21 protein-coding genes, 1 tRNA gene and 1 other RNA gene are annotated in these 25,402 nt (G+C 65.9%); 12 read left to right on the forward strand and 11 right to left on the reverse strand.

Annotated features, from left to right (window positions below; all coding sequences use genetic code 11):
• Nucleotides 1–59: 59 nt before the first annotated feature.
• The 3 genes from EO141_RS02245 to EO141_RS02255 form a co-directional block, all read right to left on the reverse strand.
• Complete coding sequence (locus tag EO141_RS02245; RefSeq protein WP_104582779.1) at nt 60–1,628, reverse strand: SulP family inorganic anion transporter; 1,569 nt, start codon at nt 1,626–1,628, stop codon at nt 60–62.
• Nucleotides 1,629–1,639: 11 nt separating this feature from the next.
• On the reverse strand, nt 1,640–2,320 hold the full coding sequence (locus EO141_RS02250; RefSeq protein ID WP_016902474.1) for a carbonic anhydrase: 681 nt from the start codon (nt 2,318–2,320) through the stop codon (nt 1,640–1,642).
• 113 nt (nt 2,321–2,433) lie between these two features.
• The gene (locus EO141_RS02255; RefSeq protein ID WP_181116173.1) at nt 2,434–2,754 is read right to left on the reverse strand and encodes a hypothetical protein; all 321 of its coding nucleotides are present in this window, start codon (nt 2,752–2,754) and stop codon (nt 2,434–2,436) included.
• A gap of 336 nt (nt 2,755–3,090) precedes the next feature.
• On the opposite strand from EO141_RS02255, the gene EO141_RS02260 reads away from it, so the two are divergent.
• From EO141_RS02260 to rnt, 9 genes are all read left to right on the forward strand, one after another.
• Nucleotides 3,091–4,341 carry an OprO/OprP family phosphate-selective porin gene (locus EO141_RS02260; protein WP_126941756.1) on the forward strand — a complete coding sequence of 417 codons (1,251 nt, stop codon included), beginning with the start codon at nt 3,091–3,093 and terminating at the stop codon, nt 4,339–4,341.
• Between the two features lie 193 nt (nt 4,342–4,534).
• Complete coding sequence (pstS, locus tag EO141_RS02265; RefSeq protein ID WP_115676666.1) at nt 4,535–5,554, forward strand: phosphate ABC transporter substrate-binding protein PstS; 1,020 nt, start codon at nt 4,535–4,537, stop codon at nt 5,552–5,554.
• A gap of 187 nt (nt 5,555–5,741) precedes the next feature.
• Nucleotides 5,742–6,833 carry a phosphate ABC transporter substrate-binding protein PstS gene (gene pstS / locus EO141_RS02270; protein ID WP_104648424.1) on the forward strand — a complete coding sequence of 364 codons (1,092 nt, stop codon included), beginning with the start codon at nt 5,742–5,744 and terminating at the stop codon, nt 6,831–6,833.
• Between the two features lie 112 nt (nt 6,834–6,945).
• Nucleotides 6,946–7,920: a phosphate ABC transporter permease subunit PstC gene (pstC, locus tag EO141_RS02275; RefSeq protein WP_006450306.1), complete on the forward strand. Its 975-nt coding sequence runs from the start codon at nt 6,946–6,948 to the stop codon at nt 7,918–7,920.
• On the forward strand, nt 7,920–8,783 hold the full coding sequence (gene pstA, locus EO141_RS02280) for a phosphate ABC transporter permease PstA (RefSeq protein ID WP_039511726.1): 864 nt from the start codon (nt 7,920–7,922) through the stop codon (nt 8,781–8,783). The genes pstC and pstA overlap by 1 nt, the downstream gene beginning before the upstream one ends.
• Before the next feature lie 22 nt (nt 8,784–8,805).
• Nucleotides 8,806–9,636: a phosphate ABC transporter ATP-binding protein PstB gene (gene pstB / locus EO141_RS02285; RefSeq protein WP_016902480.1), complete on the forward strand. Its 831-nt coding sequence runs from the start codon at nt 8,806–8,808 to the stop codon at nt 9,634–9,636.
• 129 nt (nt 9,637–9,765) lie between these two features.
• Complete coding sequence (phoU, locus tag EO141_RS02290) at nt 9,766–10,476, forward strand: phosphate signaling complex protein PhoU (protein WP_005994733.1); 711 nt, start codon at nt 9,766–9,768, stop codon at nt 10,474–10,476.
• A gap of 125 nt (nt 10,477–10,601) precedes the next feature.
• Nucleotides 10,602–11,000, forward strand: coding sequence for an RcnB family protein (locus EO141_RS02295; RefSeq protein WP_119132255.1), 399 nt, complete (start codon nt 10,602–10,604; stop codon nt 10,998–11,000).
• Between the two features lie 140 nt (nt 11,001–11,140).
• Entirely contained in the window at nt 11,141–11,788 is a 648-nt protein-coding gene (rnt, locus tag EO141_RS02300; protein ID WP_104582773.1) for a ribonuclease T, read from the forward strand.
• A gap of 196 nt (nt 11,789–11,984) precedes the next feature.
• Here rnt and EO141_RS02305 read toward each other — a convergent pair whose 3' ends face one another.
• The 5 genes from EO141_RS02305 to rnr all read right to left on the reverse strand — a co-directional run bounded on the left by EO141_RS02305 (nt 11,985) and on the right by rnr (nt 19,502).
• Nucleotides 11,985–15,017, reverse strand: a complete 3,033-nt coding sequence (locus EO141_RS02305) for a ligand-binding sensor domain-containing diguanylate cyclase (protein ID WP_127168442.1) — start codon at nt 15,015–15,017, stop codon at nt 11,985–11,987.
• 260 nt (nt 15,018–15,277) lie between these two features.
• Nucleotides 15,278–15,352: non-coding RNA, sX9 sRNA (locus tag EO141_RS02310), on the reverse strand.
• Between the two features lie 67 nt (nt 15,353–15,419).
• Entirely contained in the window at nt 15,420–16,169 is a 750-nt protein-coding gene (gene rlmB, locus EO141_RS02315) for a 23S rRNA (guanosine(2251)-2'-O)-methyltransferase RlmB (RefSeq protein WP_104532424.1), read from the reverse strand.
• 174 nt (nt 16,170–16,343) lie between these two features.
• Entirely contained in the window at nt 16,344–16,817 is a 474-nt protein-coding gene (locus tag EO141_RS02320) for a GFA family protein (RefSeq protein ID WP_126941751.1), read from the reverse strand.
• A gap of 138 nt (nt 16,818–16,955) precedes the next feature.
• The gene (gene rnr, locus EO141_RS02325) at nt 16,956–19,502 is read right to left on the reverse strand and encodes a ribonuclease R (RefSeq protein ID WP_127168443.1); all 2,547 of its coding nucleotides are present in this window, start codon (nt 19,500–19,502) and stop codon (nt 16,956–16,958) included.
• A 121-nt stretch (nt 19,503–19,623) separates the two neighbouring features.
• On the opposite strand from rnr, the gene EO141_RS02330 reads away from it, so the two are divergent.
• Nucleotides 19,624–19,710: transfer RNA gene (locus EO141_RS02330), tRNA-Leu, on the forward strand.
• A 232-nt stretch (nt 19,711–19,942) separates the two neighbouring features.
• On the opposite strand, the gene EO141_RS02335 is transcribed toward EO141_RS02330, so the two are convergent.
• From EO141_RS02335 to EO141_RS02350, 3 genes are all read right to left on the reverse strand, one after another.
• On the reverse strand, nt 19,943–21,466 hold the full coding sequence (locus tag EO141_RS02335; RefSeq protein WP_164739026.1) for a platelet-activating factor acetylhydrolase IB subunit: 1,524 nt from the start codon (nt 21,464–21,466) through the stop codon (nt 19,943–19,945).
• Between the two features lie 334 nt (nt 21,467–21,800).
• On the reverse strand, nt 21,801–21,914 hold the full coding sequence (locus EO141_RS21820; RefSeq protein ID WP_126941743.1) for an acyl-CoA dehydrogenase family protein: 114 nt from the start codon (nt 21,912–21,914) through the stop codon (nt 21,801–21,803).
• A gap of 26 nt (nt 21,915–21,940) precedes the next feature.
• Complete coding sequence (locus tag EO141_RS02350; RefSeq protein WP_119129088.1) at nt 21,941–23,089, reverse strand: acyl-CoA dehydrogenase family protein; 1,149 nt, start codon at nt 23,087–23,089, stop codon at nt 21,941–21,943.
• Nucleotides 23,090–23,211: 122 nt separating this feature from the next.
• Between EO141_RS02350 and EO141_RS02355 the strand changes: the two genes are divergently transcribed.
• Both EO141_RS02355 and EO141_RS02360 read left to right on the forward strand, forming a co-directional pair.
• Entirely contained in the window at nt 23,212–24,207 is a 996-nt protein-coding gene (locus EO141_RS02355; RefSeq protein WP_164739027.1) for a metalloregulator ArsR/SmtB family transcription factor, read from the forward strand.
• Nucleotides 24,204–25,343 (forward strand): homocysteine S-methyltransferase family protein, encoded by a 1,140-nt coding sequence (locus EO141_RS02360; RefSeq protein WP_127168446.1) that lies wholly within the window; start codon nt 24,204–24,206, stop codon nt 25,341–25,343. The genes EO141_RS02355 and EO141_RS02360 overlap by 4 nt, the downstream gene beginning before the upstream one ends.
• The last annotated feature ends 59 nt before the right edge of the window (nt 25,344–25,402 follow it).

Consider the following 25,402-nt stretch of genomic DNA (forward strand, 5'->3'; position numbering starts at 1 on the left):
ATGCATCACCCGGTCACGATAGAGTTCACCCGGCGCGAGCGCCGGGCGTTGCAGCAGGTTTACGCCGCCTTGGCTTGTTCGACGCGCTGTTCGACCAGCACGCTTTCCACCGCCGGCTGGCCTTCCACGCGTCGATCCAGCTCCTTCCAGTCCACCACCAGCTCGCAGCCGCGCGAGGCCGCATTCCGGCTCCAGTCGCGCAACAACTCGATGCAGGCATGGTCGACGTGATGCAGCTTGGCCACATCCAGATGCAGGGCGGTGTTCGGCGGCACGCTCTCCAGCGTGCGCGCCATCGCCGGCACCTTCAGGAACGTTGCCGAGCCCTGCAGGGTCAGATGCATCTCGTCCTTCTTGTGCTCGTGCTCACGCACGTCCACCTTCAGGCGCGATGAATGCAGGGCCAGACGGAACAACGACAGGCCGAAGCCGATCAGCACACCGGTCAGCAGGTCGGTCGCCACGATCGCGAAGGTGGTCGCCAGATAGATCGCCGCGGTGCCACGACCATAGGTCGCCAGCTCCTTGACCTGACCGATCTTGATCATCTTCACTCCCGTGTAGACCAGGATGCCGGCCAGACATGCCACCGGCGTCATCCGCAACAGCCACGGCAGCAGCATTGCGAAGACCAGCAACCAGCCGCCATGCAGCACCGTGGACATGCGCGTGGCCGCTCCGGCCTGCACATTGGCCGCGCTACGCACGATCACGCCGGTCATCGGCAATGCGCCCAGGAAGCCGCACAGCATATTGCCCACACCCTGCGCCGCCAGCTCACGGTCGTACTGCGTGCGCGCGCCCTGATGCATGCGGTCCACCGCCGCCGCCGACAGCAAGGTCTCTGCGCTGGCGATGAAGGCAAAGGTCACTGCAGACACCAGCAACGTCGCATTGAACACGCCGAAGATGTCCGCCACGCTGGGGATGCTGATCGCCGAGAACAGATTGGTCGGCACGTCCACCTTGTTGACGTTCAGGCCCTGCAACTGCACCGTCGCCGTGACCACCACTACGGCGATCAACGCACCTGGCAAAAAGCGCAGACGCTGCGGACGCAGCTTGTCCCAGGCCAGGATGATGCCGATGGTGGCCAGGCCCACGAACAACGCGGTACGGCCGGTGCCTTCGGTGATTGCCTGCCACACCACGGCCGGCAATGCAGCGAAGTTTTCCAGACCGCGCGCCTTGGGAGCGGCGTCCATCAGAACATGCGCCTGCGAGGCCACGATCAGGATGCCGATGCCCGACAGCATGCCGGCCACCACGGCCGGCGATGTCATCCGGAACCACACGCCTGCGCGGCACAGACCAGCGATCAGCTGGATCGCGCCCGCCACCAGGATCACCGGACCCAGTGCGGCAATGCCGTGCTCGCGGACCAGTTCGAACACCAACACAGCCAGGCCGGCGGCCGGTCCGCTCACCTGCAGAGGAGAGCCCGCCAGGAAGCCGACGACCAGTCCACCGATGATGCCGGTGATCAGGCCTGCGGCCGGCGGCATGCCGGAAGCGATCGCAATGCCCATGCACAACGGGAGTGCGACGAGGAAGACCACGACAGACGACAACAAATCACGCCCGAACAGTCCCTGGCGGAAATATCCGCCGATACCTGATGTGTTCATGATGTGCTCCGTCAGGCGAGTTCGGCGCGCACGACTTGCTGCAGTCGCGGACGCGGGGTGGCTTCGGGGGTGTTGTCCGCCAACAACGGACGGAAGCCACCCTTCTCGGCATCGAAGGCGCGGATCTCGCCGTGGGCGATGTCATAGATCCAGCCGTGGATGCGCAAGGTACCGGCCGCCAGACGCGCGGCGACCACCGGCTGCGTGCGCAGATGGTCCAGCTGCGAGACCACGTTCTCCTCGGTCATGCAGCTCAGCGCTTCCTGGCTGTGCGGGTCGTGTCCGTGATGGGCCGTGACGTGACGCGCCGCATCGGTGTGCTTGAGCCAGGCCGCCACGGATGGCACGTCCTCCAGCGATTCCGGCTTGAGCACGGCCTTCATCGCGCCGCAGTCGGTATGGCCGCAGATCACGATATGCCGCACGCCCAGTACGGCGATGGCGTACTCGATCGCCGCAACCACGCCGCTGACGTGCTGGGAGTAAGGCGGCACCACATTGCCGATATTGCGATAGACGAACAATTCGCCCGGTTGTGCGGAGAAGATCAGCTCCGGCATGACGCGCGAGTCGGCGCAGGTAATGAACAACGTGTGCGGACTCTGGCCGCCGGCCAGTTCCTGAAAGCGCGCACTCTGGCGCGGATACACTTCCTTACGGAAATGACGAAAACCTTCTAGCAAACTTTCCATGGGAGATACCTCTAGGCAACGAATGGCCATCCGCGGCGCAGGCCGCGAATTGCAAAGACGAACAAATCAAAGGAAGCCGGTGCGCTGCACCGGTTGACGCGACTAACGAAGGATCAGGCGCGCGCTGCGTTGGGAGGACGCAGTTGCGGGATCAGGTCGCGTTTTTGAGTTGCCGGCGCGTAATGCGCGTACCAGGAGGGGAAATAACGTGCGACCACCGGCCATGCCTGGGAGAGCAAGGGGATGTCGTCTGCAGAGTGCGTATCGACCTGGGTCTGTGCGTCCCCATCATCCTGCAGATCATCGGCTGCGTCGCGTTCTTCACCAGCATCCGCCATCACCGCCACGCCATCGCCCACAAGCGCATCGTGGATGCGGTCGTGCGCATCGGCCGCCGACCACGCAGTGAGCGCGAGCAGGCAGGCCAACAGCAATTGGAGGAATCGGGGAAACATGGCCTCGAAACTAACAATTTAGAACGCGCCTGTGCAAGTGGTGCGACGCACAAAGCGCCTGATACGCCGCCGTTCCACCTGGTTGGTTCAGGTCGCAATAAGCTTGAGCTCGCTGAAACGGTGAACCACGCCACTGTCACATCTGTCATACGAGGCAGCCCGTTCAGACTCATGACACACACTGACAAAAGACAAACACGCGTAAATCTTTGTCTTTGTTGACAAAAATCAGATTGCAACGCGATCCGAAGTTGTCACATTAACGCAACTTTCACGCCATAGCCTGCGCTCACTTTCTCAGGTCGCAAGGCACATATGAAACTTTCTCCCACCCTGCTGGGCGCTGCCCTGTTGCTGGCGCTGGCCGCACCCGCCGCGCATGCCGAAATCGCCATCGACGTGATCGGCGGCTCGGAGATGTCGCTGGAAGGCCTGGTCCAGGCTGATGGCAACTGGTTCCACAACGATGTGCAGGATCTCAATGGCCCGATCGGAGCCAATGGCGACAATTCCGAATTCAGCATCCGCCGTGCCGAGCTGGTGCTCAAGGGCAAGGGCCCGGGCAATTTCGAATGGGTGGCCGGTTACGACCCGAGCGTGCTGAAGGAGGTCACCATCCGCGGCACCACCATCCGCAGCACCGGGCGTTTCCTCGACAACAACATCAAGTACAAGTTCGCCGGCAACGCCAACAACTATCTGCAGATCGGCCAGTTCAAGCAGCCCAACAGCCTGGAAGAGCTGTCCAGCACCAAGAACAACGACTTCGTCTCCAAGGCCGCAGTGACCAACACCTACGGCATCTCGCGCCGGCTCGGCGTGGCCTACGGAATGGGCGACAACGACTGGAGCATCACCGCCAGCGCGTTCGGCCGCGAACTGACCCGCAACCAGGCACATGGCAGCGGCTACGGCGCACGCGGCACCTGGGCGCCGATCAACGAGAGCGGCAATGTGCTGCACGTTGGCCTGAGCTACCTGGGGTACGACACCGACGACGACACCCTGCGCCTGCGCGCGCGCCCGGACGCCGACCTGACCACGGTGCGCCTGATCGACAGCGGCGCCATCACCAACGTGGACAGCGTGGGTGTGGCCGGAGCCGAGGCGATGTGGATCACCGGCCCGTTCAAGCTGCAGGGCGAGTTCTTCCAGGAAAACGCCAAGCGCATCGGCAACAACGCCAACGACTACAAGAGTGATGGCTGGTACGTCAGCGGTGTCTGGAACATCACCGGCGAGACCTGGGGCTACAAGGCCGGCGTGCCGACCACCCCGCTGCCGAACGCGCCGGCCTCGGGGATGTGGCAGCTGGCGGTGCGCTACGACACCCTGGACCTCAACGACGGCCACCTGGTCTCCAACGGCACCACCCCGTTCGTGGACGGCGTGCTGGGCGGCAAGATGGACGTGTGGACGGTCGGCGCCAACTGGTACTGGCGCTCCAACTTCAAGTTCGCACTCGACTACGCGAAGGTGGAAAGCACCCGCTACAACAGCGCCACGCGTGGCCTGGTCGACGACAACCCGTCGATCATCGAGGCACGTGCGCAGTTCTATTGGTAAGTGCGCGATCGATCCGGCCGCCCTGCCGCGCTGCCGTGAGCGCGCCATGGCGGCGACCCGCCTGGCCCGGCAATGCGCCCGGCCGCAACGCCGTCATCTGCATGTCATCTCCCGGACACCGCGCGGTCATGCCCCTGCCCTGCAATGGCGCGACTGCGGGACGTCCTCATCCCTTCGCTACAGGAGCTGTTCCGTGATCCACTCTCTGAAGACCCGTCTGGCCGTCGGCGTGCTCACCGCCTCGCTGGCCTTGTGCGCCCAGGCCGCCGATGTCACCGGCGCCGGTGCCTCGTTCATCTACCCGGTGATGTCCAAGTGGTCGGCCGACTACAACGCGGCCACCAAGAAGCAGGTCAACTATCAATCGATCGGTTCGGGCGGCGGCATTGCCCAGATCAAGGCGGCCAGCGTGGACTTCGGCTCGTCCGATGCCCCGCTCAAGCCGGAAGAACTGGCCGCTGCCGGCCTGGCGCAGTTCCCGTCGGTGATCGGCGGCGTGGTGCCGGTGGTCAACGTGCCCGGCGTGGCCGCAGGCGCCCTGAAACTGGACGGCAAGACCCTGGGCGACATCTTCCTGGGCAAGGTCAGCACCTGGAACGATCCGGCGATCGCCGCGCTCAACCCGGGCGTGAAGCTGCCCGAGGGCAAGATCACCGTGGTGCATCGCTCCGACGGTTCGGGCACCAGCTTCAACTTCACCAACTACCTGTCCAAGGTCAACCCGGACTGGAAGAGCAAGGTCGGCGAAGGCACCGCGGTGCAGTGGCCGACCGGCATCGGTGGCAAGGGCAACGAGGGCGTGGCCGCGTACGTGAAGCAGATCAAGGGCGGCATCGGCTACGTCGAGCTGTCGTATGCGCTGCAGAACAAGATGGCCTACACCGCGATGAAGAACGCCGCCGGCAAGTTCGTGCAGCCGTCCGACGAGACCTTTGCCGCCGCTGCCAACAGCGCCGACTGGGGCAACAGCAAGGACTTCTACCTGGTGATGACCAACGCCTCCGGCGACAACGCCTGGCCGATCACCGCGACCAACTTCATCCTGGTGCAGAAGAAGCCCAAAAACCCGGCCGGCCTCAAGAACACGCTGGAGTTCTTCCGCTGGGTCTACAGCAAGGGCGATGCGCAGGCCAAGCAGCTGGACTACGTGCCGCTGCCGGACAGCCTGGTGACCCAGATCGAAGGCTACTGGGCCAAGAACCTGCCCAAGTAACGCCACGCACAGCAACAGGAACGACGCCGTCTCTCTCCCCGGCGTCGGCACCGGGACGCGGCCCCATGGGGGTCGCGTCTTTTTTGTGATGCCTTCTCCAAAAGGCACTGTCATGCACGTGTAACAAAAACATCATTTCATAGCGTGGTCTGCCGGGCCCCCCGGCCAATCCAGCCTCGGAGCTTCCATGAAACTGCAGTCGGCCAGCCTGACCGCCCTGTCCCTCACCATCGCCCTCGCCCTGGCCGCCTGCTCGCCCGGCAAGGATGCGCAGTCCGGCGATACCGCCAAGGGCGCGCCCAGCGCGGGCGCCACCGCCAGTGACAGCAAGAGCGCCGAAATCTCCGGCGCCGGTGCATCCTTCATCTATCCGCTGGTCTCCAAGTGGTCGGCCGACTACAACGCCGCCACCGGCAACAAGGTGAACTATCAGTCGATCGGCTCCGGCGGCGGCATCGCGCAGATCAAGGCCGGCACGGTGGACTTCGGTTCAACCGACAAGCCGCTGGATAGCGCCGAACTGCAGCAGGCCGGCCTGGGCCAGTTCCCGTCGGCGATCGGCGGCGTGGTGCCGGTGGTGAACCTGGAAGGCATCGCACCGGGCAAGCTGCGCCTGACCGGCGCGCTGCTGGGCGACATCTTCCTGGGCAAGGTCACGATGTGGAACGATGCGGCGATCGTGGCGGCCAATCCGGGCGTGACCCTGCCGGCCACCAAGATCAACCTGGTGCATCGCTCCGATGGCTCGGGCACCACCTTCAACTTCTCCAACTACCTGTCCAAGGTCAGCCCGGAGTGGAAGAGCAAGGTCGGCGAAGGCACCTCGGTGCAGTGGCCCGGCGGCGTCGGCGGCAAGGGCAATGAAGGCGTCGCCTCGTACGTGCAGCAGATCAAGGGCTCGATCGGCTATGTCGAGCTGGCCTACGCCCTGCAGAACAAGATGCCGTACGCCTCGCTGCAGAACGCCGCCGGCCAGTGGGTGGAGCCGAACGCGGAAAGCTTCGCCGCCGCTGCCGCCAGCGCCGACTGGGCCAACGCCAAGGATTTCAACCTGGTGATCACCAACGCACCGGGCGAGAAGGCCTGGCCGATCACCGCGACCAACTTCATGCTGATGCACAAGCAGCCCAAGGATGCGGCGCGCAGCAAGGCGACGCTGGACTTCTTCAAGTGGGCGCTGGACAACGGCCAGGCCCAGGCCAGCGAACTGCATTACGTGCCGCTGCCGCCGGAGCTGGTGCAGCAGATCCAGGCCTACTGGGCCAGCGAGTTCAAGTGATGCCCTGCACCCGCTGTCGTGGCGGGATGCGCTGCGGTGAGGTGCCTGCGGGCGCCTCGCCGTTCCTGCTGTCTCACGCTCCCGCGGTTGCGCGGGTGACGAGTCCAATCGAATGAATGCCACCGCCATTCCCGAAGCGATGACCGCCCCGCGCGGCCGCGACCTGCGCGATGCGCGTGCCGATCGCCTGTTCAAGCTTGCGCTGGCCGCCACGGTCGTTTTCGTCCTGTTGGCGCTCGGCAGCGCCGCGCTGTCGATGCTGTGGGGCGGACGCCATGCCTTGCAGATGCAGGGCCTGAGTTTTTTCTATTCCGCCGACTGGAATCCGGTGGAAAACAAATACGGTGCGCTGGCGCCGATCTACGGCACCCTGGTCACCGCCCTGATTGCGATGGTGATTGCGGTGCCGGTGAGTTTCGGCATCGCGTTCTTCCTTACCGAGGTGGCGCCGCGCTGGTTGCGTGGCCCGGTCGGCACCGCGATCGAACTGCTGGCCGGCATCCCGTCGATCATCTACGGCATGTGGGGCCTGTTCGTGCTGGTGCCGGTGATGACCGAGCACGTGACGCCCTGGCTCAACGATCACCTGGGCACGCTGCCGTTGATCGGCCCGTTGTTCCAGGGCCCGCCGCTAGGCATCGGTCTGCTGACCGCAGGCTTCGTGCTGGCGATCATGGTGATTCCGTTCATCTCCTCGGTGATGCGCGAAGTGTTCCTGACCGTGCCGACGCGCCTGAAGGAATCGGCGTACGCGCTGGGGTCGACCAAGTGGGAAGTCAGCTGGGACATCGTGCTGCCCTACACCCGCTCCGCGGTGATCGGCGGTGTGTTCCTGGGCCTGGGCCGTGCGCTGGGAGAGACCATGGCGGTGGCGTTCGTGGTCGGCAACACGGTGCGGCTGTCGCCGTCGCTGCTGGAGCCCGGCACCACCATCGCCGCGTTGATCGCCAATGATTTCGGCGAGGCCACCGAAACCTATCGTTCGGCATTGCTGCTGCTGGGGTTTGTGCTGTTTATCGTGACCTTCATCGTGCTGGCGATCGCGCGTTTCATGCTGATGCAGCTGTCGCGTCGGGAGGGCAACTGATGTCCTCGGTCTCGCAATCACTGTACAACCGCCGCCGCGTGACCAACGCGATCGCCCTGTTGCTGTCGTGCGTCACCGCGGTGTTCGGCCTGTTCTTCCTGGCCTGGATCCTGTGGACCCTGTTGTCCAAGGGTGTGCCGGGCATCGACGTCAACCTGTTCACCAAGATGACACCGCCGCCGATGCAGGAAGGCGGCCTGCTCAACGCCTTCTTCGGCAGTGCGGTGATGTGCGGCCTGGCACTGGCGATCGGCACGCCGCTGGGCATTGCCGCCGGCACCTGGCTGGCCGAGTACGGCAATGCACGCAAGGCCGGGCTGGTGGTGCGTTTCGTCAACGACATCCTGTTGTCGGCACCGTCGATCGTGCTGGGCCTGTTCGTCTACACGCTGTACGTGATGCAGACCGGCGGGCGCTTCTCCGCGTTTGCCGGCGCGCTGTCGCTGGCCTTCATCGTGCTGCCGGTGGTGGTGCGCACCACCGACGAAATGCTGCGCCTGGTGCCGGCGCAGATGCGCGAAGCGGCGCTGTCGCTGGGCATTCCGCAGTGGAAGGTGACCGTGCAGGTGCTGTATCGCGCCGCCTCGGCCGGCATCCTCACCGGCATCCTGCTGGCCCTGGCCCGCATCAGCGGCGAGACCGCGCCGTTGCTGTTCACCGCCTTCGGCAACCAGTACTGGAACAGCAATGTGTTCCAGCCGATGGCCAGCGTGCCGGTGATCATGAATCAGTTCGCCGGCAGCCCCTACGAGACCTGGCAGACCCTGGCCTGGTCCGGCGCGCTGGTGCTGACCGTGTTCGTGCTGCTGGTGAGCCTGGGCGCGCGTGCCCTGCTATTGCGCAACAAGATCTCCAATGACTGACCTCTCCCTCCGGACACCCCACATGAACGATCTCCAAAACGCCATGCCGATGCATCGCATCGCCGTTCCGGCCGCCAAGGGAGCACCGGCCGCGCAGGCGCCGGTGAAGGTGGCCGCACGCAACCTGGATTTCTATTACGACAAGTACCACGCGCTCAAGGGCATCAATATCGAGATCCCAGAAAAGCGCGTCACCGCGCTGATCGGGCCCTCCGGTTGCGGCAAGTCGACCCTGCTGCGCATCTTCAACCGCATCTATGCGCTGTATCCGAAGATGGAGGCGCGCGGCGAAGTGTTGCTGGACAACGAAAACATCCTCTCGCCGAAGTACCCGATGAACCGGCTGCGCAGCAAGGTCGGTATGGTGTTCCAGAAGCCGGTGCCGTTTCCGATGACGATCTTCGAAAACGTCGCCTACGGCATCCGTCACCACGAAAAACTGTCCAAGGCCGACATGCAGAACCGTGTCGAGCAGGCGCTGCGCCAGGGCGCGCTCTGGGACGAGGTCAAGGACAAGCTGGGGCAAAGCGCGCTGGGACTGTCCGGCGGCCAGCAGCAGCGGCTGTGCATTGCACGCGCCGTGGCGCTACGGCCGGATGTGTTGCTGCTGGACGAACCGACCTCGGCGCTGGATCCGATTTCCACCAGCCGCATCGAGCAACTGGTGGAAGAGCTCAAGCGCGAATACACCATCGTGATCGTGACCCACAACATGCAGCAGGCCGCACGCGTGTCCGACTACACCGCCTTTATGTATCTGGGCGACCTGATCGAACACGACCGCACCGAAACGATTTTCTCCCAGCCGTCCAAGCAGCAGACCGAAGACTACATCACCGGTCGTTTCGGTTGATGTAAGGCGGGCGCCGCATCCCGCATCGACGCCGCTTCGCCGCACCCTTGCCCGGCACGACATCCCCCTCACCTGCGATGTCGCCAAGGTGAAGGCGGACACCCACCACCGCCACGAATCGAGACCACGATGAACCAGCACCTCAACGACCATATCGTCAAAAGCTACGACGAGGAGCAGCACCGTCTTGTCGCCGAGATCGTGCGCATGGGCGACACGGCGGTGGCGCAGCTGGAAGCCGCACTGGATGTGGTGGAGCGTCGCGACGACAACGCCGCACATCGCATCGTGGTCAACGACGAGGCGATCGATGCGCTGGAGCATGCGATCAGCCACGACGTGATGCGGCTGGCGTTGCGTGGCCCGATGGCGCGCGACCTGCGCGAGATCCTGGCCGGCCTGCGCATTCCGGCCGATATCGAACGCATCGGCGATTACGCGGCCAATGTCGCCAAGCGCTCGATCGCGCTCAATTCGGCACCGCCGCTGCCGCAGACGGTGGGCCTGCGTGCACTTGGCCAGATGGCGGCCGACGCCGTGCGCGAGGCGGTGCAGGCATACCGCAACAAGGATGCCGATGCGGCCATCCGCGTACGCGATGAAGATGCACGCCTGGATGCGCAATACACCGCGCTGTTTCGCGAGTTGCTGACCTACATGATGGAAGACCCGCGCAACATCACCCCGTGCACGCACCTGCTGTTCATGGCCAAGAACCTGGAGCGCATCGGCGACCACGCCACCAATATCGCCGAGAACGTGTGGTTCCTGGTCCATGGCGAGCAGCCGCTGCCGCCGCGCCTGAAGCGCGACGACACCAGCACCACCGGCGTCATCTGACCCCCCGCCTGCGACCCCCGCTGGCACGCCGCGAACAAGCGCAGAGGCCCTGATCATTACGTATTCAGCAAATTGCGCCTTGGGTGCAATCACACAGGCTGTTCCTGTGACGCAGGAGTACGCAGATGAAACGCATCATCGGATCCCTCATGGTTGTGTCGCTGCTGACGTCCGGTGCAGCGTTCGCTGCGCCGCAACAGCATGACGACCGCGATCAGCGCGCGCAGCACCACGACGCGCGTGGTCCGGACCGTGGCGATGAGCATCGCGACGACAGGCACGATGACAGGCGTGACCACCGCCCTGGCGCGCACAACGACGACCACCGCAACGATCGTCGTGGCCCGCCCTATCGGCGCGGCGAACGTCTGGCACCGGACCATCGCGGCACACGCGTGGCCGACTACCGCAAGCATCATTTGCATGCGCCGCAGCGCGGGCACGAGTGGCGCCGCGTGGACAACAACTACGTTCTGATTGCAGTGGCCACCGGCCTGATCGCAAGTGTGGTCGCCGCCCGCTGAGGCCAGCGCTTGCGATGCGAGGTTATCGGGCCCGATCCGTGGCAACACGGGTCGGGCTTTTGTTTGCCCGATCGCCGGTCCGGACGTGCGGGCAAGCTGCCGACTGCCACGATCGGGCCGGTCGTGCGACCTGCTAGGCTATGCCGATGAACGCACCGGTCGACCTGCCACCTGCCCCCTCCTTCCTGCCCATGTCGCGGCGCTTTCGCGGCTACCTGCCCGTGGTGGTGGACGTGGAAACGGGAGGATTCGACTGGAACAGGCACGCCTTGCTGGAAATCGCCTGCGTGCCGATCGAGATGGATGCCGACGGGCGGTTCTTCCCCGGCGAGACCGCCAGCGCACATCTGGTGCCGGCGCCGGGGCTGGAGATCGACCCGAAGTCGCTGGAGATCACCGGCATCGTGCTCGACCATCCGTTCCGTTTCGCCAAGCAGGAAAAGGACGCGCTGGACCACGTGTTCGCACCGGTGCGCGCGGCAGTGAAGAAGTACGGCTGCCAGCGCGCGATCCTGGTCGGGCACAACGCGCACTTCGATCTGAACTTCCTCAACGCCGCGGTTGCGCGTGTCGGCCACAAACGCAATCCATTCCATCCGTTCAGCGTGTTCGACACCGTGACCCTGGCCGGCGTGGCGTACGGGCAGACCGTGCTGGCGCGCGCGGCACAGGCCGCGGGCCTGGACTGGAACGCCGCCGACGCGCATAGCGCGGTCTACGACACCGAACAGACCGCGCGGCTGTTCTGCACGATCGCCAATGCGTGGCCGGGGCCTAGCGCGGGCTGATCGAGCCGGGAATCGGGAATCGGGATTGGGGAATCGCAAGAGCAGCGAGGCTTCCTGCTCGAGAAATCAGCAGTTAGTGGCGCCGCCGTGTGGCCGTGCCCTCATCCGCCCTTCGGGCACCTTCTCCCGCAGGAGAAGGAAAGCGCCAGGCACCTTGCTCTGCGATTCCCGATTCCCCATTCCCCAATCCCAGCACCTAACCCACGCAGATCCGGTCGCGCCCCGCGCTCTTGGCCTGGTACAGCGCGTGATCGGCGCGCTGCATCAGCGATGAGCCGGTGTCGTCATCGCGCAACTCGGCCACGCCGGCACTGAAGGTCACCTGCAGGCCGTCCACGCCGCCCCAGTCGTGGCGCGCATGGAACAGCTCGCGGATGCGCTGGCATAGCGCCTGCGCATCGTCCAGCGTCGTATCGGCCAGCAGCAGCGCGAACTCTTCGCCGCCCAGGCGTGCCGGCAGGTCCGATGCGCGCGCGGCGGCCGTCAGCAGCACGCCGACGTCGTGCAGTACCGCATCGCCGCTGGCGTGCGAGTAGTGGTCGTTGATGCGCTTGAAGTGGTCGATGTCCAGAATCGCCAGCACCAACGGGCGCGTGCTGCGGCGTGCGCGGCTGATGTCGCGCGCCAGCGCCTCGTCGAAATGCCGGCGGTTGGGCAGTCCGGTCAGGGCGTCCTCGTGCGCCTGGCGCTCGAACACGTCGGACTTGATGCGCAGCCGCGTCAGCAGCTCGCTCTTTTCCTGGTTGGCCTGCAGCAGGCGCTGTGCCTGCAATTGCAGATCTTCGGTGCGTATGCGCACCAGTTCGGCCAGGCGCGCGTTATGGGTCTTGTAGCGGCGCAGCAGGAAGCGATACACCAACGCGAGTGCAAACATCGCGCCCAGCACCGCGGCAAAGCGCACGTCCTGGCGCTGCCACCACAGCGGCAGCACCTCGAACGCCCACATCGCCTCGTGCGTGCTCCATGCACCGCCGGGATGACGGGCCGCCACATGCAGACGGTAGCGTCCCGGCGGCAGGCCGATGAACTCCACGCTGCGTTGCCGGCCACGCTCGATCCAGTCGTTGTCCAGCCCTTCCAGGCGCGTGCGGTACTCGATGCGCTCCGGCAGCAGGAAGCTCATGCCGACGTAGGACACGTTCAGGCGATGCCCACCCGGTAGCCGTGCCCGCTGCCGCCATGTCAGCGGACGTGCGTCCTGTTGCACGCTCTCGATCACTGCAGGCGGTGCGGGCCGCTCGCGAAAGCGCTGCAGGCGCGCCGGGTCGACCGTGCTCACGCCGCCGGCGGTGACAACCCAGATCGAGCCATCGGCACGCTTGATCATGCTCGGCCCGGAGCTGCCGTTGGCCTGCGCGTTGCCCATGCCGTCGATCTCGCCATAGCGTTCGATGACCAGCCGGCCGCGCCCATCGGCAACCGAGTCGAGCAGCATCAGTGGCGTGCGCAGCACGCCGCGATTGCTGCTGATCCAGGCGTTGCCGAATCGGTCGTCGACCAGCTGGAACACCGTATCGACCGGCATGCCCTGCTCCAGGCCCACGCGTGCGAGCCTGCCGTTGCGCATGCGGTACAGGCCGCGATCGGTGGAGATCCAGACAACGTCACCGATGCGCTGAAAACCGAACACACTCCGCGCGCCGCCATGGGCTTCCAGATCCAGCTGCTGCAGCTTTCCGTTGCGCAGCACCGCCGCGCCGTCGACCGAGCCAATCCACAGCGCGCCATCGATGCTGGCCAGTGCGGTCACGACCCCGTCCGGCAGGCCTTCGACGGCCAGGGACTGGCGCCTGCCGTCGACCAGCTTCACCACCCCGCGCTGCGTGGCCAGCCACACCACGCCGGGGTCTTCGGTCACGATGGCGCGGATATGCCCGCTGGGAATGCCCTCGGCATCGCCGTAATGCCGCAGCAGGCGTCCGTTGCGCAAGACGAAGACGCCATCGGCATAGGTGCCCACCCACAGATCGCCGCGCCGATCCAGCGCCAGGCTGAGCACCGAGAGCTTGCGCCCGGATGGTGTGGCCACCGCCACCGGCACGATGCGTCCGTCCGGCAGCATGCGATCCAGGCCGGCGGTGCCGGCGATCCACAGACTGCCGTCGTGGTCTTCCAGCACGGCACGGGCGTAGTCGCCGCTCAGGCCATCGCGCTGGCTGTAGCTGCTGAACAGGGTTTCGCGCAGGCGAAACAGCCCGCCGTTGGCACCGACCCAGATGCTGCCTTCGGCATCCTCGCGCAGGCTGACGATGCGCCCGGTCGGCAGGCTGCGACCGGCCGGCAAGTGCTCCACGCCATGACTGCCGATGCGCAGCAGCCCCTGATTTTCGCTGCCCAGCCACAGGTCGCCGTGGCGATCCTGCAGCATCGCAGTGAAGTGGCCTTGCCCGGGCACACGATGCACCACTTCGGCGGACTCACCCTGCAGCCGGTACAGCTGCTCGCCGGCGACGACCCACAGCGTACCGTCCGCTGCGCGGTACGGCCATGCCAGCCCTGGCGGCATGCCGAATGCGGCCGGGGCACGATGCATGCGTCCGTCCGGTTCGCGGTAGATCAGGCCGTCCAGCGTGCCGATCAGCAGCCGGCCGCGGTCATCGAACGCCATGCGCGGAAAGCTGCTCTGCAGCGGCACGCCATCACGCGGCGGAAAGTACTCAAAGCGCCCATCCGGCCACAGGCAGCCCAGCCCGTGTCCCTCGAACAGCAGCCACATGCGCCCACGCGCATCCATGGTCATCGCATGGATCAGCGCCTGCGGCCACTGCCCTTGCCGCTGCCAGTGCCGCCACTGCCCATCGCTGCCATGACGCACCAGATTGCCGCGCGCATCGCTGAGCCACAGCGCACCATCGCGGTCGACGTACAAGGCACCGACGCCGTTGTCGGGCAAGCCCGGACGCGTGCTGCGGTCGATGATGCTGAATTCCAGGCCGTTGTAACGCACCAGCCCTTCCCAGGTGGCGAACCACAGGTAGCCGTCGCGGGTCTGGGCGATATCGCGCAGCGAGTTGTGCGGCAGGCCGTTACGCGAGCTCCAGCTGTCGATTGCGTAATCGCGCAGTGGCGCCGTGCCGGCCGGTGCAGCCAGTGCCGCGAGCGAGCACAGCGCCAGCAGCATGCAGACAACGGCACCGAGCCAGCGCTGCGGCCGCTTGCCTCCCCGTGCCGACGCCTTGGCATCGCATCCGTTCTCGCCCGTCGACCAGGCCCCCGCCCCATCTCTCATCAGACATAACACGCCGTTCGCTGGCGATATGGTAGGCAAAAACGGGCACGCGCGCCGGTGGATCTCCACATGCCTGGACGAAAATCATCTGCAGCGCGCTACCTGCGCGCCCGGCACTGCAGCGGCAAGTGCACCGGCGCCATGGTTTGCGCAGATCGGCTGCTGCGTGAGTGCGCGGATCGCGCCGCGCCGCACGCGCGATCTCGCCATGCCGATCGACCTGCGCGGTTCGCCATTGGCACGCACGTGCAATTCAAAGTGGTTTGCAACACAGGGCGAACAGTCGCCAGCCGGATGCGGACGACGCGCAGCAAGCGCAGTGCACGTTGGCGCATGCCGAGTCAGGGCATCGGCCGCTTCCGCGCCCACCTAGCGGTGAGCGCAGTCGTTTCGGTCGCCGCTTCAGGCGCCCAGGCGCTGGCGCACGGCTTCGAACAAGGTCACGCCGGCCGCCACCGACACGTTGAGGCTTTCGATATCGCCCGGCATCGGAATCTTGACCAGGCCGTCGCAGTGCTCGCGGGTGAGGCGCCGCAGGCCATCGGCCTCGCCACCGAGCACCAGCCCGACATTGCCGCGCAGGTCCACGCTGTACAGCGAGGCCTCGGCTTCGCCGGCCAGGCCGTACAGCCACACGCCCTGCTTTTGCAGGTCGCGCAGGCAACGCGCCAGATTGGTCACCGCCACCACCGGAATGCGGTCGGCCGCACCGGCCGAGGTCTTGCGCACGGTTGCGTTGACCGTGGCCGACTTGTCCTTGGGAATGACCACCGCCGTGACGCCGGCGGCGGCAGCGCTGCGCAGGCATGCACCAAGATTGTGCGGGTCCTGCACGCCGTCGAGGATCAGCAGCAGCGCACGTCCCTCGGCGGCGGTCACCAGCGCCTCGAGCTCGTTCTCGGCCCACAGGCGCGCTGCCGCATAACGCGCGACCACGCCCTGGTGGCGCACCTGGCCGCCGACGCCATCGAGTGCCTGGGTGTTGACACGGCGCACGTCGATACCCTTGCGGCGGGCCTGCTCCTCGATCTCGATCAGGCGCGGATTCTTGCTGCCGGCCTCGATCAATACCTCGCGCACGTTGTCGGCGTCGTTCTCGACGGACGAGGCGACGGCGTTGACGCCGACGATCCACTGATTCTGCTTGCTCATTGCGCGGGAATACGAAGCGATAAAGGGAGAATGGTAGGGCCTGCGGCCTGCCACGTCACGGCCGGACCCTCGCTACGAGCACCACGTGCCAACCGCGGGCGCAACGGAAGTGGCCGTCGCCGCGACGCGCAGTTCAACGCGCCAGCTCGACAAACGCCGATGCGGCTGCCAGGGTCACGCAGGCCAGCGGTCGGTATCGTGATCCGGATGCTGGCGCGACACCAGTGCAGCCAGAAACGCAGGCGCCTGCGGGTCGTCCTCGGTGCGATGGGCCGGCAACGCGCCCAATGTGTCGACAAACGGCAGTTTGCCCTCGACCCCGTACTGGATCACCGGCGGCAGCAACGCGGGCGTATCGAAGCTGCCGGCGGCAATGGCCAGGCCGTCGGGCGCCTCGTAGGTCAGCGGCGTTCCGCAGTCGGCACAGAATCCACGCTGCACCAGCGACGAAGACGCAAAGCGCCTGGGCTCGCCGCGTGTCCAGGCGAACTCGGCGCCACGCACCGACACCAGCGGCGCGTAATACGCACCGAAGGCCTTCTGGCACATGCGGCAGTGGCAGATCGAGGCGTCCGACAACCGGCCGCGCACGTGGAAACGCACCGCACCGCATTGGCAACCACCGCTGTACCCGATTGCTGTGTCCATCGTTGCCTCTGCGCCGTTGAAGACGGGTGACCCGTGCGTTTTGCGCGCTTGTTACACGCAACACCCTGCACGCGTGGCCAGCGATCGCTACGCATCGCGAGCGGCCGCCAGGCGACGGCTCGCGATGGTGTCACCGTGCTAGTGCTGCTTCTTCCTGCGCTTGGCCGGCTGATCGCGCGGCGGCAGCGGCGGTTCGGGCGAATCGCCACGGTCCTCGGCCAGGCGGAAGTCGATCTTGCGTTCTTCCATGCTGGCCTTGAGCACCAACACCCGCACCGGGTCGCCCAGGCGGAATGCGCGGCCGCGGCGCTCGCCACTGAGCGTCTTGCGGATCGGATCGAACTGGTAATAGTCCTGCGGCAACTGGGTGACATGCACCAGGCCGTTGACCTTGGATTCGTTCAATTCCACGAACAGGCCGAATCCGGTCACGCCACTGATCACGCCGTCGAACTGGCCGCCGACATGCTTTTCCATCCACGCGGCGCGATAACGCTCGTCGACTTCGCGTTCGGCTTCGTCGGCACGCCGGCCACGCTCGGAACACTGCAGCGACAACGCTGCCATCTGACGCGGGGTGTAGATGTACTTTTCCGGGCTGGCGCCGGTCAACGCGTGCTTGATCGCGCGGTGCACCAACAGGTCCGGATACCGGCGGATCGGCGAAGTGAAGTGCGCATACGCCTCCAGCGCCAGACCGAAATGACCGTTGTTGTCGGGCGAATACACCGCCAGGCTCTGGCTGCGCAGCAGCACCGACTCCAGCAGCGCCGCATCGGGGCGCGCACGCACCTTCTTCAGCAACTTGGTGTAGTCGCCGGGACGCACCTTGCTCCATGCCGGCAGGCTCAGCTGGAATTCCTTGAGGAACTCCAGCAGATCTTCGTACTTGCTCTCCGGCGGCCGCTCATGCACGCGGTACGGCGCCGGCACATGCATGCTCAGCAGGTAACGCGCGGCTTCGACGTTGGCGGCGATCATGCATTCTTCGATCAGCTTGTGCGCGTCGTTGCGCACCAGCATGCCGGCCTGGGTGACCTCGCCGGTATTGTCGAGCACAAAGCGCACTTCGGAAGTTTCGAACTCGATCGCGCCGCGCTGCGTGCGCGCCTTCGACAGCACGTTGTACAGCTGATGCAGGCGCTGCACCTGCGGCAGCAACGGGCCGATGAAGGCCTTGGTATCGGCATCGTCTTCACCGACCGCCTTCCAGACCTGGTTATAGGTCAGGCGCGCATGCGAGTTCATCACCGCTTCGTAGAAACGCGAGCCGGTGACTTCGCCGTCGCGACCGACCTGCATGTCGCAGACGAAGCACATGCGGTCGACCTTGGGCATCAGCGAGCAGATGCCGTTGGACAGCGTCTCCGGCAGCATCGGCACCACGAAACCCGGGAAGTACACCGAGGTGGCGCGCTTTTGCGCCTCATCGTCCAGTGGCGTGCCGGGACGCACATAGTTGGACACGTCGGCGATCGCCACCACCAGACGGAAGCCGTCGGCATTGGGCTCGCAATACACCGCGTCGTCGAAATCCTTGGCGTCCTCGCCATCGATGGTGACCAGCGGCATCTGCCGCAGATCCACACGCCCGCCGATCATCTGCGGCTCGACCACCAACGGCACCGCCGCGGCTTCGTCCAGCACTTCCTGCGGGAATTCGTGCGGCAGCTCATGGCCATGGATGGCCATCTCCACCACCAGCGACGGCGTCAGCTTGTCGCCGAGCACGGCGATGATCTTGCCGATCGCCGGGCGCCGGGCGTCCGGCGGCGCGATCAGTTCGCACACCACCAGTTGCCCCTCGCGCGCCTCGCCGATGCCGTCCGGTGCGATCTGCACGTTGCGTTGCACGCGCTTGTCGTCCGGGTCGACATAGGCCACGCCATGCTCGTAGAAAAAGCGCCCGAGCATGCGTGACATGCGGCGTTCGAGCACGCGGGCAATCGCACCTTCGCGACGGCCGCGGCGGTCGATGCCGGTGACATTGGCCAGCGCACGATCGCCGTGCATGACCTTGCGCATTTCGTACGGCGGCAGGAACAGGTCGTCCCCACCTTCGTCCGGCTTGAGGAAGCCGAAGCCTTCCGGGTTGGCGATCACCACACCTGCAATCAGGCTGGTCTGCTGCACCGGCGCGTAGCCGCCGCGGCGGTTCTGCACCAGCTGCGCTTCGCGCACCATCGCCGCCAGGCGCTTGCCCAGCGCGTCGATGCGGTCGCTGAGGTTGAGTTGTTCGGCGATTTCCTCGGCGGTCTGCGGGCCGTCGCAGGCATCGAGCAGCTGCAGGATGGCCTCGCGGCTGGCGATCGGCTCGGCGTAGCGCAGTGCTTCGCGATCGGCATGCGGGTCCTTGAACCCGGCCGCTGGTGCGGGCGCTTCGGTCGGCGCCTGTTGGAAGCGTTCCGGCGGCGGCGCCGGCGGACCGCTCTTGCGCGGATGCGGTGCGCGTGGTGCCGGCGGCATGGGCAGCGCGGGCGCTACCGGCAGCTCGGGCGAGGCGTTGGCGGCCTTGTCGGCAGCGCGTTTGTTCGCGGACTTGGTCGACGCGCCGGCGGCGGCGCGGACCAGGAAGTCCGGCATCCAGCCCGGCAACTTCTGTTTTTCGGCGGTGGTGGCATCGCCCGGGCTGGTGGACTTGCGGCGACTGGGCCGATCGGAATCTGGGGTGTTTTTCTTTGTCATTGCTTACATGGTACCCCTTGCGGCCGCGACATGGGCAGCACGCCTTGCCCGGTCGGTCGCAATTGCTGCGTGCCAGGCATTGACAAGCCTGCCGGGAGTCTGCAAAATTCGCGGCTCACCTGCCCAGGTGGCGGAATTGGTAGACGCACTAGCTTCAGGTGCTAGCGGGGGCAACTTCGTGGAGGTTCGAGTCCTCTTCTGGGCACCAGTTTAAAAAGACCTCCGAGCAATCGGGGGTCTTCTGGTTTCTGGGGTCTGGAAAGTTGTGGTCGGGGCCCTGCGCCCGCGTTACCCGCCGGCGGGAACACGCTGTCGATCGGCGACCGAAGCTTGATTCGCTCACGCCGTAGCGCGGGAACGGCGCAACCGGCAAGCCTTCCGCGCGACAGCAGCGCCCTTTAGACGCCACTGCCCCGCCCTTCCTCTGCAGCGGAGGGCCGTTATGGCGCCGCCGTAATACCCGCCTCGCGCAGCGCCGTCGCCCAGATCGCGTACCCGGTCTCACTGGGATGGGTGCCGTCGGGCATCAGCGCCTCGGGCAAGGTTCCGTCCGGCTGCAGCATCCGAGGGCCGATATCGAGCAGACGCACCGACGGATCCTTGCCGTAACGCGCGGCCAGCAGCCGGTTGGTCTCGGCGATGGGTGCGCGCTGCGCATCCCCGGCATGGCGACCGCGCGGCATGATCGCCATCAGGATCAGCTGGCTCCTGGGCAAACGACGACGCACCTCGCTCACCACCGCCTCCACGCCCTGTGCGGTCTCGGCCGGCGTGGCCGCGCGCGCCTGCGCGGTGCCGGTGAGGTTGTTGGTACCGATATGCAGCACCACCCAGCGCGGGTCCAGGCCGTCGAGCTCGCCCTGGCGGATCCGCCACAGCACGTTCTGGGTGCGATCCCAACCGAAGCCCAGATTCAGCACCGGGCGCCGGCCGTACAACCAGCGCCAGGACTCGGGCCCGCTGACACGCGTGGCCAGCGGCGGGCCCGCCCAGAAATGCGTGATCGAATCGCCGATCATCACCACCTCGGGCGTAAGCGCGCGCGCTTCAGCCAGCGCCGCATGGTGACGCGCATACCAGTCGTAGGAATCCTGCTCCAGCCGGTCGACCGGAATCAGCGAGGTCGCAAAGTCGCGGCCCAGCTGCGCAACCGGCTTGACCGGCGGCTCGCCGAGCAGGCGCGCCAGGGTCGGTTCGATCGCCTCGGCCAGCATGCGTTGACCTTGCGTGTCCGGATGCAGGGCACCGGCCGGCGGACGGAAGCGGGTGTCGTAGAACAGCTCGCTGCGCAGCTTGCCATCGCGCCGGAAGATCGACCCCACATCCAGATAGGTCACGCGCGGATTGTCGCCGTAGCGCACCGCCAGGCCCTGGTTGATCTGCGCATCGCGGCGCGACTTCTCGCCGGAGATGTCGCTGGGCAGCACGCCCACCAACAGGATCTGCGTGCGCGGCAATTTCTGCTCGATCGCCGCGACCACCGCATCGATGCCGAGCTGGGCCTGCTCTGCGGTCTGGCCGAGATGGCCGGTGTTGTTGGTACCGATCAACACCAGCGCGACCTTGGGTTGCAGACCGTCGACCTCGCCATTGGCCAGCCGCCACAGCACGTTCTCGGTGCCGTCACCGCTGAAGCCCAGGTTGAGCGCGCCACGGCTGCCGTAGAAGGTCTGCCAGGTCGGCTGGAAATCTTCGTCAGGCGCCTTGGCCTTTTCGTAGTTCTGGGTGATCGAATCGCCGATCAACAGCAGCGGGGTGTCAGGGTGCTTGCGCACCTGCTCCAGCACCTGCGCATGCCGCTGCGCCCACCACGCCTCCTGCAGGCGGTCGGTGGGCACGATCGAAGGTGGCGGCGTCTGTGCGCTTGCCGCGGCGCAGACTAGCAACAGGCCACAACACACCAGCACCGGCGCGATGGCAGACAGCGAAAGACGAGGAAATACAGCGTGCAAAGACCGGAGCATGCGCGCACCAGAGGCTGGAGAAGCCACGATTGTGATCCGCGCGCGCCGCGCACCACAAGCGTGGACGCAGCCACCCGCCATGTCAGGCTGCGACGTGCTTGTGGTGTGTCGGCGCCAGGCCACTGATACGGCGCATCTGTGATGCCGGATCGCTCATGCTTGCGTAGGAGCGCGCTTGCGCGCGATGTGGCGTCATCGATAACGCTTCATCGCGCGCAAGCGCGCTCCTACCTGGCAGTGGGAAGCAATCGCCTCCATCAAGGCACCGGATCGAGCGCTGCGCACCTCGGGCCAATGGAATCGGCACCCGGCGGCGCGCTGCCGAACTAGTTACTCAGCGCAGGCCGGTCTCGCCGCGCGCGATCACCAGGCGCTGGATTTCCGAGGTGCCTTCGTAGATTTCGGTGATCTTGGCGTCACGGAGAACGCTCCAGCGTTGCCGCGCCATGCGGCAGCGCTGGAGCGCGGCCGACCTCAGCGCAGGCCGGTCTCACCACGCGCAATTACCAGGCGCTGGATTTCCGAGGTGCCCTCGTAGATTTCGGTGATCTTGGCGTCGCGGAAGTAACGCTCCAGCGGCATTTCCTTGGAATAGCCCATGCCGCCGTGGATCTGTACCGCCTGATGGGTGATCCACATCGCCGCTTCCGAGGCGGTGAGCTTGGCCACGGCCGCTTCGGTGCCGAACTTCTGGCCCTGCCCCTTCAACCAGGCCGCGCGCAGCGTCAGCAGCAACGCTGCGTCCAGCTTGCACTTCATATCGGCGATCTTGGCCTGGGTCATCTGGAAGGTACCGATGGCCGCGCCGAACGCCTTGCGCTCCTTGACGTAGGCCAAGGTCGCCTCGTACGCCGCACGCGCGATGCCGACCGCCTGCGAGGCGATGCCGATGCGCCCGGCATCGAGCACGCTCATCGCGGTCTTGAAGCCCTCGCCCTCCACGCCCAGCACTTCATCGGGCTGGGCGATGTAATCGGCGAACTCGATCTCGCAGGTGGCCGAGGCGCGAATGCCGAGCTTGGGCTCGGTCTTGCCGCGATGGAAACCGGCGCGATCGGCATCGACCATGAAGGCGGTGATGCCGCGCGCGCCCTTGTCCGGCTCGGTCACCGCAAACAACACGATGTACTTGGCGACCGGGCCGGAGGTGATCCAGCTCTTCTTGCCGTTGATCACGAAGCTGCCATCGGCCTGCTTGACCGCGCGGCACCGCATGGCCGAGGCATCCGAGCCGGACTGCGGCTCGGTCAACGCGAATGCGCCGATCTGCGCACCTTCGGCAATCGCGCGCACGTACAGCTGTTTCTGCGCCTCGCTGCCGTTCTTCAGGATACCGGTGCAGAACAGCGAGTTGTTGACCGACACGATGGTGGAATGCGCGCCGTCGGCAGCGGCGATCTCGATCATCGCCAGTGCGTAGCTGATCGGGTCCATGCCGGCGCCACCGTACTCGGCCGGCACCTCGATGCCCATCAGGCCGTTCTCGCCGAGCAGGCGGATGTTCTCCAGCGGAAACTCGCCGCTGCGATCGAACTGTTCCGCGCTGGGCGCGATCTTTTCCTGGGCGATGCGGCGCGCCACATCCTGGATCATCAATTGTTCTTCGGTAAAGCTGAAATCCATGTGGCACCCCTCCAGGCCTAGGCTGAGCGCCCATTGTAGCTCCAACCATTCGCATGCGTATGTAGTTGACCCCACACCCTGCCCGGTCGAAAATATCTCCATATCGCGATATAGAGATATTCATGGATCTGGAAGACTGGTCGGCGCGCCTGAAGGTATTTGCCGACGCCACCCGCGTCCGCCTGCTGACCTTGCTGGAGCAGGAAGAACTCACCGTGGCCGAGCTGTCGGCGATCACCCGCCTGGCGCAGCCGCGCGTGTCCACGCATCTGGCCAAGCTCAAGGAAGCCGGGCTGGTGCGCGACCGCCGCGCCGGCGTGTCGGCCTATTACCGTTTCGATGAGGTGTCGCTGGACCCGGCGCAGCGCGCCCTGTGGCTGGCGCTGAGCACCGGCAGCGACGATCCGCTGCTGCGCCAGGACGCCGAGCGGGTGGCCGCGGTGCTGGCCAACCGCGCCGCCGACCAGAACTGGGCCGATTCGGTGGCCGGCGACATGGAGCGGCATTATTCCCCCGGTCGCACCTGGGAAGCGCTGGCGCGCACCGCCCTGCCCTTGCTGGAAACCGGCGACGTGCTCGACATCGCCTCCGGCGACGGCGTGCTGGCCGAGCTGGTGGCACCGCATGCCACCCGTTACATCTGCATCGACACCAGCGCGCGCGTGGTCGCCGCCGCCAGCGAGCGCCTGCGCAAGCTGCGCAATGTGGAAGTGCGCGAAGGCGACATGCATGCGCTGCCGTTTCCTGATGCCAGCTTCGACCTGGTGGTGCTGATGCATGCGCTCACCTACGCAGCCAAGCCCGCGCAGGCGGTGGCCGAATCCGCGCGCGTGCTGCGCCCCGGCGGCCGGCTGCTGCTGTGCAGCCTGGCCAAGCACGAACATCGCGCCGCGGTGCATGCCTATGGCCACGTCAATCTCGGCTTTGCGGCCAAGGAACTGCGCAAGTTCGCCGAGAAAGCCGGGCTGGACGTGTCCAGCCTGGAGACGGTGACGCGCGAGAAGCGCCCGCCGCATTTCGAGGTGATTTCGTTGATTGCGGTGAAGCCGGGAATCGGGAATCGGGAATCGGGATTGGTTGAAAGCAAAGGCGCTGCTTTGCGGAGAGCTGGATCATGACGCATGTATCCAATCCCCAACCTCCAATCCCGTTTGCACTGCCCTGGCTGCATCCCGAGCGCGCCGCCAAACTCACAGCCGCGCTTGCCGAACGCATCCTCATCATCGATGGCGCAATGGGCACCATGATCCAGCGTCACGGGCTGCAGGAGCCAGACTATCGCGGCACCCGCTTTGCCGACGGGTACGACAGCACGCAGGTACACGTGCATGGCCCGGGCTGCGATCACGCACACGTGCCGCAAGGCCACGACCTGAAAGGCAACAACGACCTGCTGTTGCTGTCGCGCCCGGAGATCATCGCCGGGATCCACCGCGCCTATCTGGACGCCGGGGCCGACCTGCTGGAAACCAACACCTTCAACGCCACCTCGGTGAGCCAGGCCGACTACCACCTGGAACATCTGGTCTACGAATTGAACAAGGCCGGCGCGCAGGTCGCGCGCGCGTGCTGCGACGAGGTCGAGGCGCTGACCCCGCACAAGCCGCGCTTCGTGATCGGCGTGCTCGGCCCCACCAGCCGCACCGCCTCGATCAGCCCGGACGTCAACGACCCCGGCTATCGCAACACCAGCTTCGACGCATTGCGCGACACCTATCGCGAGGCCATCGACGGCCTGATCGACGGCGGTGCCGACACATTGATGGTGGAAACCATCTTCGACACGCTCAACGCCAAGGCCGCGTTGTATGCGATCGAGGAAGTGTTCGAAACGCGCGGCGGGCGCCTGCCGGTGATGATCTCCGGCACCATCACCGACGCATCCGGACGCACCCTGTCCGGGCAGACGGCCGAAGCGTTCTATGCCTCGGTCGCGCACGGCAAGCCGCTGTCGGTGGGCCTGAACTGCGCGCTGGGCGCCAAGGATCTGCGCCCGCATGTGGAAACCTTGTCGCAGATCGCCGACGCCTATGTCAGCGCGCATCCCAATGCCGGCCTGCCGAATGCCTTCGGCGAATACGACGAAACCCCGGAAGAAATGGCGCAGACCTTGCGCGAGTTCGCGCAGGCCGGCCTGCTCAACCTGGTCGGCGGCTGCTGCGGCACCTCGCCGGATCACATCCGCGCCATCGCCGAGGCAGTGGCCGACCTGCCGCCGCGGCAGTTGCCTGGCGCGCAGGAGCTGGCCGCGTGATGCGGCAGGCACACCCTCATCCGCCCTTCGGGCACCTTCTCCCGCGAGCGGGAGAAGGG

It is taken from the genome of Xanthomonas sp. BRIP62415, from assembly GCF_003993515.1.
In the GTDB taxonomy this organism is placed as follows: Bacteria; Pseudomonadota; Gammaproteobacteria; order Xanthomonadales; family Xanthomonadaceae; genus Xanthomonas; species Xanthomonas euroxanthea.